This window comes from Methylobacterium sp. NMS14P (assembly GCF_028583545.1).
GTDB lineage: Bacteria > Pseudomonadota > Alphaproteobacteria > Rhizobiales > Beijerinckiaceae > Methylobacterium.
The window spans coordinates 167,071-180,393 of record NZ_CP087107.1; the positions used below are offsets into that span (position 1 = coordinate 167,071).

11 protein-coding genes are annotated in these 13,323 nt (G+C 69.6%); 3 read left to right on the plus strand and 8 right to left on the minus strand.

Features of this window, described 5'->3' with window-relative positions:
- Positions 1–23: 23 nt before the first annotated feature.
- The 8 genes from LOK46_RS30610 to LOK46_RS30645 all read right to left on the minus strand — a co-directional run bounded on the left by LOK46_RS30610 (position 24) and on the right by LOK46_RS30645 (position 8,069).
- Entirely contained in the window at positions 24–1,202 is a 1,179-nt protein-coding gene (locus LOK46_RS30610) for a M20 aminoacylase family protein (protein ID WP_273565107.1), read from the minus strand.
- Positions 1,203–1,213: 11 nt separating this feature from the next.
- The gene (locus LOK46_RS30615; RefSeq protein WP_273565108.1) at positions 1,214–2,557 is read right to left on the minus strand and encodes an LLM class flavin-dependent oxidoreductase; all 1,344 of its coding nucleotides are present in this window, start codon (positions 2,555–2,557) and stop codon (positions 1,214–1,216) included.
- 23 nt (positions 2,558–2,580) lie between these two features.
- Entirely contained in the window at positions 2,581–3,573 is a 993-nt protein-coding gene (locus LOK46_RS30620; protein WP_273565109.1) for an MsnO8 family LLM class oxidoreductase, read from the minus strand.
- A gap of 404 nt (positions 3,574–3,977) precedes the next feature.
- Complete coding sequence (locus LOK46_RS30625) at positions 3,978–4,604, minus strand: GNAT family N-acetyltransferase (RefSeq protein WP_273565110.1); 627 nt, start codon at positions 4,602–4,604, stop codon at positions 3,978–3,980.
- Positions 4,605–5,116: 512 nt separating this feature from the next.
- Positions 5,117–5,518 (minus strand): MHYT domain-containing protein, encoded by a 402-nt coding sequence (locus LOK46_RS32990; RefSeq protein ID WP_443192924.1) that lies wholly within the window; start codon positions 5,516–5,518, stop codon positions 5,117–5,119.
- Positions 5,519–5,727: 209 nt separating this feature from the next.
- A complete protein-coding gene (locus tag LOK46_RS30635) occupies positions 5,728–6,168 on the minus strand; it encodes a DUF421 domain-containing protein (protein WP_273565111.1) in 441 nt (146 codons plus the stop codon).
- 2 nt (positions 6,169–6,170) lie between these two features.
- Positions 6,171–6,692, minus strand: a complete 522-nt coding sequence (locus LOK46_RS30640; protein ID WP_273565112.1) for a hypothetical protein — start codon at positions 6,690–6,692, stop codon at positions 6,171–6,173.
- A gap of 39 nt (positions 6,693–6,731) precedes the next feature.
- Positions 6,732–8,069 carry an adenylate/guanylate cyclase domain-containing protein gene (locus tag LOK46_RS30645; RefSeq protein WP_273565113.1) on the minus strand — a complete coding sequence of 446 codons (1,338 nt, stop codon included), beginning with the start codon at positions 8,067–8,069 and terminating at the stop codon, positions 6,732–6,734.
- A gap of 526 nt (positions 8,070–8,595) precedes the next feature.
- Between LOK46_RS30645 and LOK46_RS30650 the strand changes: the two genes are divergently transcribed.
- The 3 genes from LOK46_RS30650 to LOK46_RS30660 all read left to right on the plus strand — a co-directional run bounded on the left by LOK46_RS30650 (position 8,596) and on the right by LOK46_RS30660 (position 13,311).
- Positions 8,596–10,218: a Na+/H+ antiporter gene (locus LOK46_RS30650; RefSeq protein WP_273565114.1), complete on the plus strand. Its 1,623-nt coding sequence runs from the start codon at positions 8,596–8,598 to the stop codon at positions 10,216–10,218.
- A gap of 466 nt (positions 10,219–10,684) precedes the next feature.
- Positions 10,685–10,894 carry a hypothetical protein gene (locus LOK46_RS30655; RefSeq protein WP_273565115.1) on the plus strand — a complete coding sequence of 70 codons (210 nt, stop codon included), beginning with the start codon at positions 10,685–10,687 and terminating at the stop codon, positions 10,892–10,894.
- Between the two features lie 1,481 nt (positions 10,895–12,375).
- On the plus strand, positions 12,376–13,311 hold the full coding sequence (locus LOK46_RS30660; protein WP_273565116.1) for a site-specific integrase: 936 nt from the start codon (positions 12,376–12,378) through the stop codon (positions 13,309–13,311).
- Positions 13,312–13,323: the final 12 nt, after the last annotated feature.

The following is a 13,323-nucleotide window of genomic DNA, read 5'->3' on the forward strand; positions in this document are numbered from 1 at the left end:
CGGCGGGATCCCCGATCGTGCCGTCAGGCGAGGAAGCTTCGGGCGAGGCTGACCCAGAGACTCGCCGCCGGCGCGAGGATCGCGTCGTCGAAGTCGTAGAGGGCGCTGTGCAGCGGCGCGCTGTCGCCGTTGCCCACGAAGAGATACGCGCCGGGGCGGGCCTCCAGCAGGAAGGCGAAGTCCTCGCTCGCCATGCGCGGCCGGAAGTCGGCCTCGATCCGCCCGGATCCGAAGGCGTGCCGCGCCACGTCGCGGGCGAACGCCGTTTCCGCCGGGTGGTTGACCAGGGCCGGTATGCCGCGGCGGTAGCGCAGGTCCGCCCGCGCCCCGTACCCCTCCGCGACATGCCGGGCGATCGCCGCGATGCGCGCCTCCAGCCGGTTGCGGACGTCCGCGTCAAAGCTGCGGATGTTGAGGGTGAGATCGACGCTGTCGGGGATGACGTTCGAGGCCTCCCCGCCACGGATCGCGCCGACGGTGACGACTGCGGCCTCGCGCGGATCCACGTTGCGCGCGACGATGCTCTGCAGCGCCAGGACGACGGCGGACGCCGCGACGACGGGGTCGGCCGCCTCGTGGGGCGCGGCGCCGTGTCCGCCCCGGCCGACGATCCGGAGTTCGGCCTTGTCCACCGCCGCCATGGCCGGCCCTGCGATGAGGCCGAACTGGCCGCGCGCGACGCCGGGCCAGTTGTGCAGGCCATAGACGGCGTCGACGGGGAAGCGCTCGAACAGCCCGGCCTCGAGGAGCCCGCACGCCCCGGCGCCGATCTCCTCGGCCGGCTGGAAGATCAGCGTCAGGGTCCCGGAGAAATCCGCAGCGGCGAGCCGCTGGGCGGCGGCGAGCAGGATCGCGGTGTGCCCGTCGTGCCCGCAGGCATGCATGCGACCCGGAGCCTCCGAGCGGTAGGGGAGGTCGGTCGCCTCGGCGATCGGCAGCGCGTCCATGTCGGCGCGCAGGCCGAGCCGGCGCTCGCCCCGGCCTTTGCGCAGGACGCCGACGACGCCCGTGCCGGCGAGCCCGGTCGTGACGGCGTATCCGTAGCCGCGCAGACGCTCCGCCACGAGACCGCTCGTGCGGACCTCCTGGAAGGCGAGTTCGGGATGCCGGTGGAGGTCGCGTCGCAGCGCGATGAACGCGTCGCGGGCGGCCCAGATGCCTGGATCGATCCCCGGATCGGCGATTGTGGCGTGGAGACCCATTGGCGACGCCTTCATCCGGCCCGGCGCGCCGGCGCGGTCGCGCCCGGCGCCGCGTAACGGCTCTCGCGGCGCGGCAGCCCGAGATGATCGCGCAGCGTCCATCCCGGCAGCGTCCGGTCGTAGACGCCGCGCGCCTCGAGCACCGGGATGACGAGGTCGACGAAGTCGTCGAGCCCCTGGCCGATGACGGGGAAGCCCAGCACGAAGCCGTCCGCGGCACCCGTCTCGACCCGCGCGATCAGGATGTCGGCGACCTCCTCGGCCGAGCCGATCAGGTCGGTGCGCGGCGTCGCGGCCTCCAGCGCCGCCTCGCGCAGGGTCTGCCCCTGCGCGGCCGCGTTGCGCTTGATGCGGTCCGTCGTGGATCGGAAGCTGTTCTTACCGAGATCGCCGAGATCCGGGAATGGACCGTCGAGGGGATAGCGGCCGAAATCGTGGTGGTCGAAGTAGCGTCCGAGATAGGCCAGCGCCTCCTCGACCGAGATCAGGTCGCGGATCGCGTGGTACTTCTCCTCGGCCTCGGCCCGCGTGCGGCCGACGATCGGGCCCGCGCCGGGGAAGATCCGCACGTCGTCCGCGCGGCGACCCTGCGCCACCGCGCTCGTCTTAATGGCGCTGTAGAGGGCCTGCGCCTCCGCGAGGGGCACGTGGTTGGCGAAGACCGCGTCGGCGTGGCGGCCCGCGAGGCCGATGCCCGCCTCGGAGGCGCCCGCCTGGAACAGGACCGGCTGGCCCTGCCGCGAGCGCTGGATGTTCAGCGGCCCCTCCACCTGGAAGAACCGCCCGGCGTGGTCGAGCCGGTGCAGCTTGTCGCGATCGAAGAAGCGGCCGCTTGCCCGCTCGCGGACGAAGGCGTCGTCGTCCCAGGAATCCCACAGGCCCTTCACGACGTCGAGATGTTCCTGCGCGATCTCGTAACGGAGCGCGTGCTCGGGATGGGGCCGGCTGTAATTGCGCCCGGATCCCTCGAGCGGGGACGTCACGGCATTCCATCCCGCCCGGCCGCCGCTGATCAGGTCGAGCGAGGCGAATTGCCGGGCGATCGTGTAGGGATCGCTGTAGGAGGTCGACACCGTGCCGACCAGTCCGAGCTTGCGCGTGCTCGTCGCCAGCGCCGAGAGCAGCGTCAGCGGCTCGAACCGGTTGAGGAAATGCGGGATTGACCGTTCGTTGATGTGGAGCCCGTCCGCCACGAACGCGAAGGCGATCCCGTTCGCCTCGGCCTTGCGCGCGTTCCGGATGAAGAAGTCGAGGTTGACGCTGGCATCGGCCGGGTTGCTCGGGTGACGCCACGCGTTCATGTGGCTGCCGCCGCCCTGGAGCATGAGGCCGAAGGTCAGGCGCGTCTGCGACATGGGGGAGCCTTTCCGGAACACGATCAGGCGGCCAGAGCCGCGGCACCGCCGGCCAGCAGCGTCACGGAGGCGAGGCGCTCGGCCGTCGCGGAGGCGGGCGTGTCCACGATGAACTCGCGGATCCCGAAGCGTGTCCGCAGGCTCTCTAGGGCGCCCCGGACGTCGTCGGCCGTTCCGGTGAGCAGATGCGGCCGACGGATCTCGGTGTGGTACGAGGCGGCACCGGCCTGCCGGGCATACGCGGCCGCTTGAGCCTCGCTGCCGAGATTGACGCTCTGGCCGTCGTCGAGCGTGAGCCGGACCACCGTGAGGGGATCGGTCACCGCCCGGGCCTGCTCGGTCGTCGGAGCGACGAAGGCCGTCACCGCGAGCAGGGGCGCTCCCCGGCCACCCGCCTTCGCGTAGGCGTCGAGACTCGCCTCGGTCGCCGCCGGGTCGCCGTTGAGCTGCCCGGCGAAGACGAAGGTCCAGCCCCGCCGCGCCGCCAGGCGCGCCGAGTCGGGGCTGGCACCGAGAAGGAAGCGCTCCGGCGGCTCGGGCGGCAGCGGCAGGGCCGACGGGCGTCCGGTGACGGATTCGGCGCCGAGATAGCCGTCGAGTTCCGCGAGCAGATCCGCGAAGGCTGGTATCCGCGCCGGATCCTGCCGCCGCCGCAGGGCCTGCGTCGCCTCGGGCAACCCGCCGGGCGCCTTGCCGACCCCGAGATCGATCCGGCCCGGGGCCAGGGTCGCCAGCAGGTGAAACGTCTCCGCGACCTTGTAGGGGCTGTAATGCGGGAGCAGCACGCCCCCGGCGCCGAGCCGGATATGCTGCGTGCGGGCCGCGAGATACGCGATCAGGATCTCGGGCGCCGGACTGGCGAGATTCGGATTGGCATGGTGCTCCGCCACCCAGAGCCGACGGTAGCCCAGGCGCTCGGCAGCCTGCGCGAGTGCGACGGTCCGCTGAAGCGCCGCACCCGCGGGCTCGCCAGCGAGCACGGGGCTCTTGTCGAGCATGCTGAGGCGGTAGGTCATCGGGTAGCCGGGCCCCGGCCGCGCGCCGTGGCAAGCGGGAGCCGGATCCTCGGGCCCAGGTCCCCTGTCCGGATCGCGATCGAGGCCATGGACCGTCACCTTTCCGGCGCCGAGGATGGCTGCCACCTCGTCTGCGGGCTGCCCGGGATGATCGCAGACGCGACAGCAGATGTGACGCAAAACAAATCGCCGCACCCCAGGGATGATCTGATCTTTCAGTCGATCTCGACTGAGGTCAATGAAAGCAGATCCCAAAGATAGGCCCGACGGGGGAGGGATCTACTTTGCGCGGCGCCGGTGAACCGAGAGGACTTTCCACGGCCGGCGCGCCCGTCGGCGCGGGAGGAGGGCGCCGTCGAGCCGCGCACGCGACCCGTCCGGGCCGATGCGGTGCCGGCCGCCTCTCAGGCCGCCGTCGCGCGATGCCCCGCGAGGCGCGCCAAGACCTGACGCTCCTGCACCTCCTTCAGGGCGAGGACGCGCGCCGTCGCCGCCTCGAAGGACGCGGCGGCGGCGTGGACCGGCGTGTCTGCAGGCTCCCCGGCACGGGTCCCGATGCGCTTCTCGAACGGCAGGGAGCGGTACAGTGCGGGATCCGTGGCCGGGTCGAACAGCGGTCGATAGCCGAGCGCGTGGTAGAGCGCGGCCGCCTCCGGTTGGCGAAATCCGGTGGTCAGATAGGCGCGCGTGTATCCGAGGCGGCCCGCGCTGTCTTCCAGGGCCGCCACGATGCGCTGCGCCAGTCCTCTCCGGCGCAGATCGGCGCGGGTCCAGATGCGCTTCAGCTCCACGGTCTCGTCGTCGTGGCTCATGAAAGCGCCGCCGCCGAGGGTCTCGCCGTCCTGCACGATCAGCAGGAAGTCGCCGAGCGGCGGCCGATAGGCCTCGGCCGGATAGCGCAGGATCTCGGACCATGCGCCCCCTGGCCGGGCCGCCGTGCCGTAGCGGCCGTCGTACTCGGCGACGAGCGCTTCGAGAAGCGGCTGCGCCGAGGCGTCCAGGGGAGACGATCGGATGATGACGCCGGTCACGGCAAGTCTCCGTGGATGACGATCGAGGTTTCCGGGCGTCGGCACGCCATCGCGGAACGGGATCGGCCGGCATGCCCGGTTCCCGCCTGTCCGACGCGAGGTCGCAGAGATCACACGCTCGTTCAGGCCGGCCGCAAACAACAGGACGTCATTCGGAGATGTTCTGGCCGTCCGTGGCAGATCAATATTCGGACGTCCGGGCATCGTGCGTCAATGAAAGCGTCATTCGATTTTCGGCTGACTTGGAGAATGACGGCCTCACAGCATGGCGAAGACGGGGAAGGGTAGACGTCCGGTCCGGCGACCCGCACGTCGCGACGTCCGGTCGGGGCGCGGATTGGTCGCCCGGACAGTCCGCGCCCGCACCTCTGCGCCCGGCCCGCCAGCCGTCAGATCCGGGATCGACAGCGTCTTGCGAACCGAATCGCGCATGCGTCAGGCTAGACTTGCCTTGATCCGCCGCGAAGGAGCGAATTTTCGTGTCTTTCGCGCGTTCAATATAGAACTTTGTTTCATTGCGACCTTTCGGGTTGTTGGGCATCTTCCGGCAAGCAACGAGTCCTGCTCATCTTCACGGTCGGTCGACAGATCGCGGCCGCCTTCACGCGTTCGGCCGCGACGGAGCAACCGTGTCCGCGCTGCAGATCAGTCTCGAAGAGGTGAGCTTCCGGCGCGGCGCGCATCCCGTCCTGCGGGGCGTCACGCTGCGGATCGCCGCCGGATCGCGTGTCGGGATCCTGGGCCCTCGGGCGCCGGCAAGTCGACCCTCCCGCAGATCGTGGCCGGCAGGCCCAGGACGGTCCGGTATCCGGCCTGCGCAAACGGGCCCCGAGGTCGAGGGCGGCATAGGAGGCGAACACCGCAGTGACGACGGACAGCGCGACGAGGCCCGGATCGTAGCCGGTGTGAACCATGGAAAGGCGCTGGACGGAGGATCCAGCGTCGTGCGGCGCTGGCAGGATGTGAAATGAGGTCCGAGGTCTCGCGTGTTCAGTCCAGGCGCGTCATTATTCTCGTCACGATCCTGGACATGGCCGTTCGCCAAGTACCGGTCCGCCCACGCGCGCATTCGCTTCAGCTCCGAGGCGTCCCTGTTCCGAGGCGTGCGTGGCGCCGGGCAATCTCACGCCTTCTCGATGACCGAGACTTTCCCGTCTCTCTCGACGATGGCGACGGCGACCTTATCCAAGTCGTCCAAGCCCTGCTGACGCGCCGCCGTGCGCACGTCGGCCTGCTGCATGCGCAGGCGTCGCATGTTGGTCTCGTCCCAGTCGCCGTCGCGGTAGACGACGATGGGCGTGCCGTCGACGATCCGCTCGAACCAGACGAAGCGCAGCTTCAGCCACGACACCGAGACGTGCATCAGTCCGACGGTGAACAGGGCGCTCATCGCGCCCGTGAACGAGCGGTCCCCGCCGAGGATGGCGCTGACGCTCAGGCCGCCGAACAGGAACAGCACCACCATGTCGATGGGCGCCTGCTGGCTCGCCGTCCGCCGCCCGATCAACCGGATGACGAACAGGACGATGAGGTAGGCCGCGGCGGCCTTGAGAACGGTGTTCATGATCAGGGCACCGCGTACTGAGACCAGGACAGGGTCTCGCCCGCGTCGAGCCGGGCTGTCAGGTTCACCCCGCCTCCGAAGGTCGGCGACCCCGTGAAGCGGATCAGGGCGTGGCGCTCGCCCGCCTGCACCGGGAAGACGAGACGGATGCCGCCACCGGCAACCTCCCAAGTCGCGGGCCGGGGCGTGATGCTCTCCAGGCCGAACTGGTCCACGAGATCCTTGGCGATGGTGACCGCGACCTTGTCGCCGCCCGGCGGGACCCGGGTGTCGAAGCGGATGATCGTGGGGGCACCGAAGCGCACCACCGGCTCGTAGCGGATGCTGATCGATCCGTCGGCGTTGGTCAGGCCCCGCTCGCTGAACGGGCCATGGCCCAGCAGCCCGAAGGCGCAGACCAGCACGAAGGCGAGCATGGCGAGACGCCCTGCGAGCTCAGCCTTCCGCCACTGCTCCTCGAACGCCGGGTAGAACCCGCGCGCGATCTCCTGCGGCATCGGTGGGTCGTCGTGGATGACTTCCAAGGCGGTCGCGCTCCCTGTCGTTCGGCCCAGTGTCTTCGCTCAGGCGCCGGCTCCGGCCAGATGCTGCCGCGGAGCGTGAAGGTCGCTCGGCGCGTCCGGTTCCGCCGGGGTGAAGTAGGCCATGGCCTCGGTCCGGCCGCGGAGCGGGGTGCGGCTGACCTCGCGCCACCGGCCGGCGCCCGTGCCGGCCGCCCGGCGCGCGGCCTCCGACACCAGGATCGGTACGCCGTGCGCCTTCGTCGCCTGCTCCAGGCGGGCCGCGACGTTCACCGTGTCGCCCAGAACCGTGAATTCCAGCCGCATATCCTCGCCGATGATGCCGCAGAACAGATCGCCGTAGTGGATGCCGACGCCGATGCGGATCGCTGGGTGCCCCTCTTCCTTGACGTTCCAGCGAGCGATGACCTCGACAAGATCCCTGGCGAAGGCGAGCGCCCGGGCCGCATCGTCCGGTTGCGGCTCGGGGAGGCCGAACACCACGAGCGCGCCGTCGCCCAGGAACTTGTCGACCACGCCGCCGCGGAGGCGGGCGATCCGCATCACCCGGCGCCGGAACGAGGTGAGGAAGACCGAGAGGGCGTGCGGGTCGAGGTTCTCGGCCAGCGTCGTCGAACCGCGCATGTCGACGAAGGCGACGGCGGCGTTCTGCCTTCGACCGGCCCGAAGCGTGTCGTCCTCGTCGGCGAGCCGGTCGGACAGTTCCTCCGGCAGGAACCGTGCGAGGCTGGCGCGCCGCCCCGCCTCGCGAACCGCCGTGGTGGCCAGCACGACGAGCAGGGTGACGACGGCGGCGACCGCCGCCCACACGGCCAGGGCGACGCGCGAGACCGCGGCCTGCCGCTCATCGAGCAGGCTTGCCTCGTGCGCCTCCATCGCGCCGACCAAGCTGCGGATGGCGTCCATGGTCGGCTTGCCCCCGCCCTCGGCCACCAGCCGGGCGCTGCCGCTCGCATCGCCGGCGCGACGGAGGGCGATGCTCCTGTCGAGCTCGTCCGCGAACTGCGCCGCCAGCGCCCGCAGCCGCGACACCTGGGCGACCTGCTCGGCGTTGTCGGCCACGAGCGCCCGCAGCCGGTCGAAATTGCGGTCGAACGCGTCCCGGCTGGCCAGGTACGGCGCCAGGAAGGCCGCGTTCCCGCTGATCACGTAGCCGCGCTGGCCGGTCTCGGCGTCCTGAAGGGCGGACATGACGCGCGCGAGCTGCGCATCGACCTCCACCGTATGCCGCACCGCGTCGCTGCCGTGCTGGCGATACAGGAATCCGGCAATCGCCAGCACGGTCATCACGATGAGGGCGGCGAAGCCGGCACTCATCCACGTGACGGTGCTCGACCGCACGATGGCGAAACGAAGCATGATGTCCCAGAAGCCTCTCATGCCCGTCGGCCGCGCGCCGCCCATGTTCGTCCGCGGCCTCAACGAAGTTGTCCGCCAGAGGCTCCACGACGGTTCGACATGCCGCCCGTCTGGCTGAGATGCGCAGGGTCTTGCGGGTCGTGCCGTCGAACGCGACGCGACGTTGAGGCCTCCGGCCTTCGACTCGACGAGTACGGAGTGCCTCGGCTCTCGCTTCGTTGCCCCTCGGCCGGGCCGCCCTCGACCTCCGCCGCGGCCGCCGATGGATCAGCCGCGCCGTGCTCAAGCCTCTCCGGCTCAAAGATCCCGCGGGTGGCGTCGCCACCCCGGGTTGAGGATCGATGGGATGTGCGTCCGCTCCTGAGAACCGATACAGGATGCCAGACGCCGCGGCCTGTGTGGTGCCCTGCAAGCAGCCCCCCGGCGTTGGACATCCAGCGTCAGACTTCGACGGCTGGTTTGGGTCGCCATCACTGGCGCACCGTGGCGTGCGTGAGCGGTGCCGTTGACCCTCGCCATGGCGGTTCGACCCGAGCGAAAGAGAGAGATGGAAAGCGTAACCGTTGTACTGGCCTTGCTGCTGTCCGTTCTGGTGAGTGGTGCCCTCGGTCGCCTGCTTCCTCTGCCGCTTCCCTTGATCCAGATCGTCATCGGCGTGGCGCTCGCCCTCGGGCCGTTGCCCAGCACGTCGCTGGATCCGGAAATCTTCTTCCTCGTCTTTCTGCCGCCGCTCCTGTTCCTCGACGGATGGCGCATCCCGAAGCGAGACCTGTTCCGCGACGGCAAGGCCGTGCTGGCGCTGGCGCTCGGGCTCGTCGTCCTGACGGTGCTCGGTATCGGGACGCTCATCCACGGCATGATCCCCGGGATACCGCTCGCCGTGGCGTTCGCGCTGGCCGCAGTCCTGTCGCCGACCGATCCGATCGCCGTCTCATCGGTCGCGGCTCAGGCACCCGTACCGCGGCGCCTGATGCACATCCTCGAGGGCGAGGCGCTCCTGAACGACGCCACCGGCCTCGTCTGCCTGCGCTTCGCCATCGCGGCCGCTCTCACCGGGACCTTCTCGCTCCCCGAGGCCGCGACCACCTTCGTCTGGCTGGCTCTCGGAGGCCTCGGGATCGGTGCCCTGACGACCTTCCTGCTGATGGGGGCCCAGGACCTCCTGCGGCGGCGCACGGGCGAGGATCCGGGCCTTCAGATCCTGTTCAGCCTGCTCACGCCGTTCGGTGCCTATCTCGCCGCCGAGCACGTGCATGCCTCGGGCATCCTGGCCGCGGTCGCCGCGGGCATCGCCATGACCTATGTCGAGATCCAAGGGCGCAGCCTCGGCACCACCCGCGTCCGCCGGACCGCCGTGTGGGACACCGTCGCGCTCGCTGCCAACGGCTCGATCTTCGTCCTATTGGGCGAGCAGCTTCCGGAGGTGTTCGGCCACGCGGTGAAGCAGGCCGACGTGCAGGGGGCGGGCTGGCTGGTCGCCTGGATCCTGGTCATCACCGCGGGCCTTATGGCGATCCGGTTCGTCTGGGTCTGGGTCTCCCTCCAGTTCACGCTCGTGAAGGCGCGCCGGCGCGGCGACAAGCGCGAAGGGCCGACCTGGCGCCTCGTGGCCGCCACGACATTGGCCGGCGTGAAGGGCGCCATCACCCTGGCGGGTATCCTCACGCTGCCGCTGACCCTCAAGGACGGCACGCCGTTCCCCGCTCGGGATCTCGCGATCCTGCTGGCGATGGGCGTGATCCTGACCTCCCTCGTCCTGGCGAGCACGGTCCTGCCGCCGCTGCTCCGCGGGCTCCATCTGCCACCCGAACCCAGCCACGATGCCGAGGAGGATGCGGCCCGCGCCGCGGCGCGCGACGACGCTGTGAAGGCCATCGAGGCACTGCAGCATCGCCTCGTGGAAGAGCAGGAGGATGCATCGATCGCCGTCGAGGCCGGCGCCCGAGCCATGGATCGGTACGAGGGTATCGAGGCGCCGACCTCGGAGCGGCGGAAAGATCTCAGCCGCGCCCGGCAGCTCGCGAATACCGAGAAGCGTTTGCGCCTCGCGGGCATCGAGGCCGAGCGCCAAGCGCTCTATCGCCTGCGACGCTCGCAGGTCATCGATGACGTGCTCCTGCGCCGCCTCGTCCGAGAGATCGACCTGATCGAAGCGCGGCTCGTGATTTAGCGGCCGATCAACCGGATCCGGACGCGCCCGTGAGGCTGGAGGATCCGGGTCGCGCGTTGTCGGCGCTCACCGAGGCGGCAGATCTCTCGCGCGGGACGGGAACAGCACCTCGCGTGAGCAAGGCGAGATCGGACCGCCGGTGATCGACCTCGACAGCCTCGTGACGACCTGAATGTTCAAGTACGCAGGCGCCGAGGTCGTCCCGGTCTGGTCCGGCGGGGCGTGCGTCGCCGGTGAGCCCGGATGACCATGCCATCGGCATCGATCAGCTGAAGTGCCCGTGGTTCTCTCCGCAGGCCTCGACCGACACGATCGAGAAAGCTCCCGCGCCTCAGACCGCCTGCAGCCGGTCGTGGCCCCGGTTCGGCAGCGATGGCCGCCGTCTGGTCCAGGCCTCCGGGAACCCGATCCGCCTGTGGTGTTTGGCTCGGCAAGCCGGTGAAGTCGTCCGGCAAAGGAGACAGTCATGTCGAGCGACATCGAAAAGCACCATGTGCTCCTCAGCGCGCTGAAAGCGGCTCAGGGCAAGGGCGACGGCACGTTCGAGCGAGCAGTGATCGACGCGTTCGAGCACATCTTCGAGCACTTGGGCCGCCTGAACAGCCATGTCTCGCTCGGTGGTCCCGACGGCGAGGACCGCCACCTGAAGCCAGGCGAATCGCCGACCCTGCGGTAGGAACAGCGACTCGGCGCCGCGGCGTTCCACGCCGGTCCAGCAGGCTACCTCAACGGCAGCTCACCGTGATCGAGGCCGCCCCTCTCGGAAGGAGCGCGCCCGCTCTCACGGCGGACCTTCTCCGAACCGCACGGACTGCTCGAGGCCGGATCCGGTCGGTTGCTTACCGCTCATCCCTGCCGGACGGCGGTTTCACGCAGCATCTCTGAATGGCCCCCGATCGAATGTGCGCTCTGCTTGGCGCATGGCCTTCAGGAGAGGGGAGGGGAGGGCACTCGGGTCGGCTGCAGTCGCCCTCTCCCTTTGCTTCAACCGAGCTTGGAAATGGCGGAGGCCGGACACATGAACTGTCCCCGACTCAGTTTATGATCGACATCAGGCCCGGGGCTGTGCTCTTAATTCCATAATGTTTGTTATGCGAACTCTAAATTGAGATAGTCGGACACTGCTGCTTGAGTAAAAACTTGATCATTATGCAGCATAAGATGTGTAACAATCGAGAGAGTACGGATCAGACAGTGGGTCGCACGGATGATGTGGAGGCGTTTTTCGCGACGCCGACGAGGGTGGCTGAGATAGTCGACGCAGGCCGTCGTCGCTGTCCAGAAAAAGCGATTCACCCGGTCGATCAACTGAGCAGGTGTCTCCTCTGAAATTTTACAGTGCGAGGAGTGGGGAGCCTAGACTCACGCCAGACTGAACTGAGCGAAGTAGCGCCGGGTAAACTTCCTATCGCGAAATCAGGCCGCGATCAGCCGCGCCTTCAGGCTCTCCGCAGGAGAGGCGCCGCCGGTCTAGGCGGTGCAGCTTCGGGCCATGAGCGTCAGCACCAGCGGACAGTGGTTGAACCGCTCGGTGACTCGGTAGAGATCGAAGACGGCAGCGTTGACGCAACCATGTGCCAAAAGTCTCTCGGGCTAGCGCGAAACGGCGCGTTGCACACGGGAGCCGGTGCTCGAAGTGCCAACGCGCTTCGGCTCGGCGATCCTCGACCGACAGCGGCCTCGCCTGCCCGCCAGCGCCGTAGCTCGCGGCGAAGGCTTGGCCATTCACATCCACCGACAAGTCGCATTCCGAGCTGTGGTCGCTGGCGTGCTCCTCGACCCAGGAGCCCCGCGCGCACGAGCGAAACAGCCTGAGATTCAGGAGGCGCCCGCCCTACCCTTCCCCGACAGCTTGCCGGCCCGCGCGGCCTCGAACGCCGCGGGCAGGATCTGCGTCACGCGGCCGAGTTCGCGCTGGTCGCGCGCGCGGACGACCAAGATGCTCGAGACGCTGCATCGGGTCCGGTCGAGAAGGGCGACCGCTCCTCCGACGAGACGCGGCGCGATGCGCGTATCTCAAACGACCCGGCGGACTTCGGGCGTCACCATCCGCCGCAGCCCCCTGCCCCGCGACGGCGAAGCCGTCTGAGGCAGCGTCTGATAACCCTTTCTTATCAGACGTAGGGTCACGCTCGGGCCCGATCGAGGGAGAGAGCCATGACGCTGCCCGCTACGCTTGCCGCCCGCGCCCGCGCGTTCGCCGATGAGGCGCTCTCGGAAAACTCCCGCCGGGCCTACCGCGCCGATTGGCAGCACTACACGGAGTGGTGCCGCACCCACGCCCTCGAGCCCCTGCCGGCGGGCCCCGAGCAGGTGGCGACCTACCTCACCTCCATGGCCGAGACACACAAGCGCGCGACGATCGAGCGTCGGCTCGTCACGATCGGTCAGGCGCACAAGCTCCGAGGATTGCCGTGGATCCCGGCCCATCCGGCCGTGCGGGCGGCCCTGCGCGGGATGTTCCGGCGTTACGGCCGGCCGAAGAAGCAGGCCGCCGCGCTCGGCGTGCCCGAGACCCTCCGGATCGTGGCCGCCTGCGAAGGGACGGTGGCCGCGCTCCGTGACCGAGCCCTGTTCCTGATGAGCTTCGCCGGCGCGTTCCGGCGCTCCGAGGTCGCGCGGATCCGCCACGAGGATCTCGCCTTCCGGGACGGCGCCGTCGATGTGTTCCTACCGTATTCGAAAGGTGATCAGGACGGAGAGGGCACGATCGTGACCGTCCTGGCGGGCGGGAGCCCCGCGACCTGTCCGGTTGCCGCGCTCCAGCGCTGGCTGCAGGCGGCTCCGGCCGACGGCTACGTCTTCCGGGCCGTCCGGGCGGACGGCACCGTGATGGACGACGGGCTGCACCCGGACTCGGTGGGCCGCATCGTTCAGAAGCGCGCGGCGGAAGCCGGGCTCGTCGCCGGCCCCCGCGAGCGGATCTCCGCCCACGGGTTCCGCGCGGGCTTCATCACCGAGGCGTACAAGCGCGGATCGCGCGACGAGGAGATCATGGCGCATTCCCGTCACCGGGATCTCAAGACGATGCGGGGTTACGTCCGCCGGGCCAAGCTCGCCGACGCGCATCCGGGCCGCGACCTCGGCCTCTAGCGCGGGCGGCGC

Coding starts and splice junctions, on each gene's coding strand:
- LOK46_RS30655 (WP_273565115.1), top strand. CDS start 10,685: ATGTCGAGCGACATCGAAAAGCACCATGTGCTCCTCAGCGCGCTGAAA.
- LOK46_RS32990 (WP_443192924.1), bottom strand. CDS start 5,518: ATGGTTCACACCGGCTACGATCCGGGCCTCGTCGCGCTGTCCGTCGTC.
- LOK46_RS30635 (WP_273565111.1), bottom strand. CDS start 6,168: ATGAACACCGTTCTCAAGGCCGCCGCGGCCTACCTCATCGTCCTGTTC.
- LOK46_RS30610 (WP_273565107.1), bottom strand. CDS start 1,202: ATGGGTCTCCACGCCACAATCGCCGATCCGGGGATCGATCCAGGCATC.
- LOK46_RS30660 (WP_273565116.1), top strand. CDS start 12,376: ATGACGCTGCCCGCTACGCTTGCCGCCCGCGCCCGCGCGTTCGCCGAT.
- LOK46_RS30645 (WP_273565113.1), bottom strand. CDS start 8,069: ATGAGAGGCTTCTGGGACATCATGCTTCGTTTCGCCATCGTGCGGTCG.
- LOK46_RS30615 (WP_273565108.1), bottom strand. CDS start 2,557: ATGTCGCAGACGCGCCTGACCTTCGGCCTCATGCTCCAGGGCGGCGGC.
- LOK46_RS30620 (WP_273565109.1), bottom strand. CDS start 3,573: ATGACCTACCGCCTCAGCATGCTCGACAAGAGCCCCGTGCTCGCTGGC.
- LOK46_RS30650 (WP_273565114.1), top strand. CDS start 8,596: ATGGAAAGCGTAACCGTTGTACTGGCCTTGCTGCTGTCCGTTCTGGTG.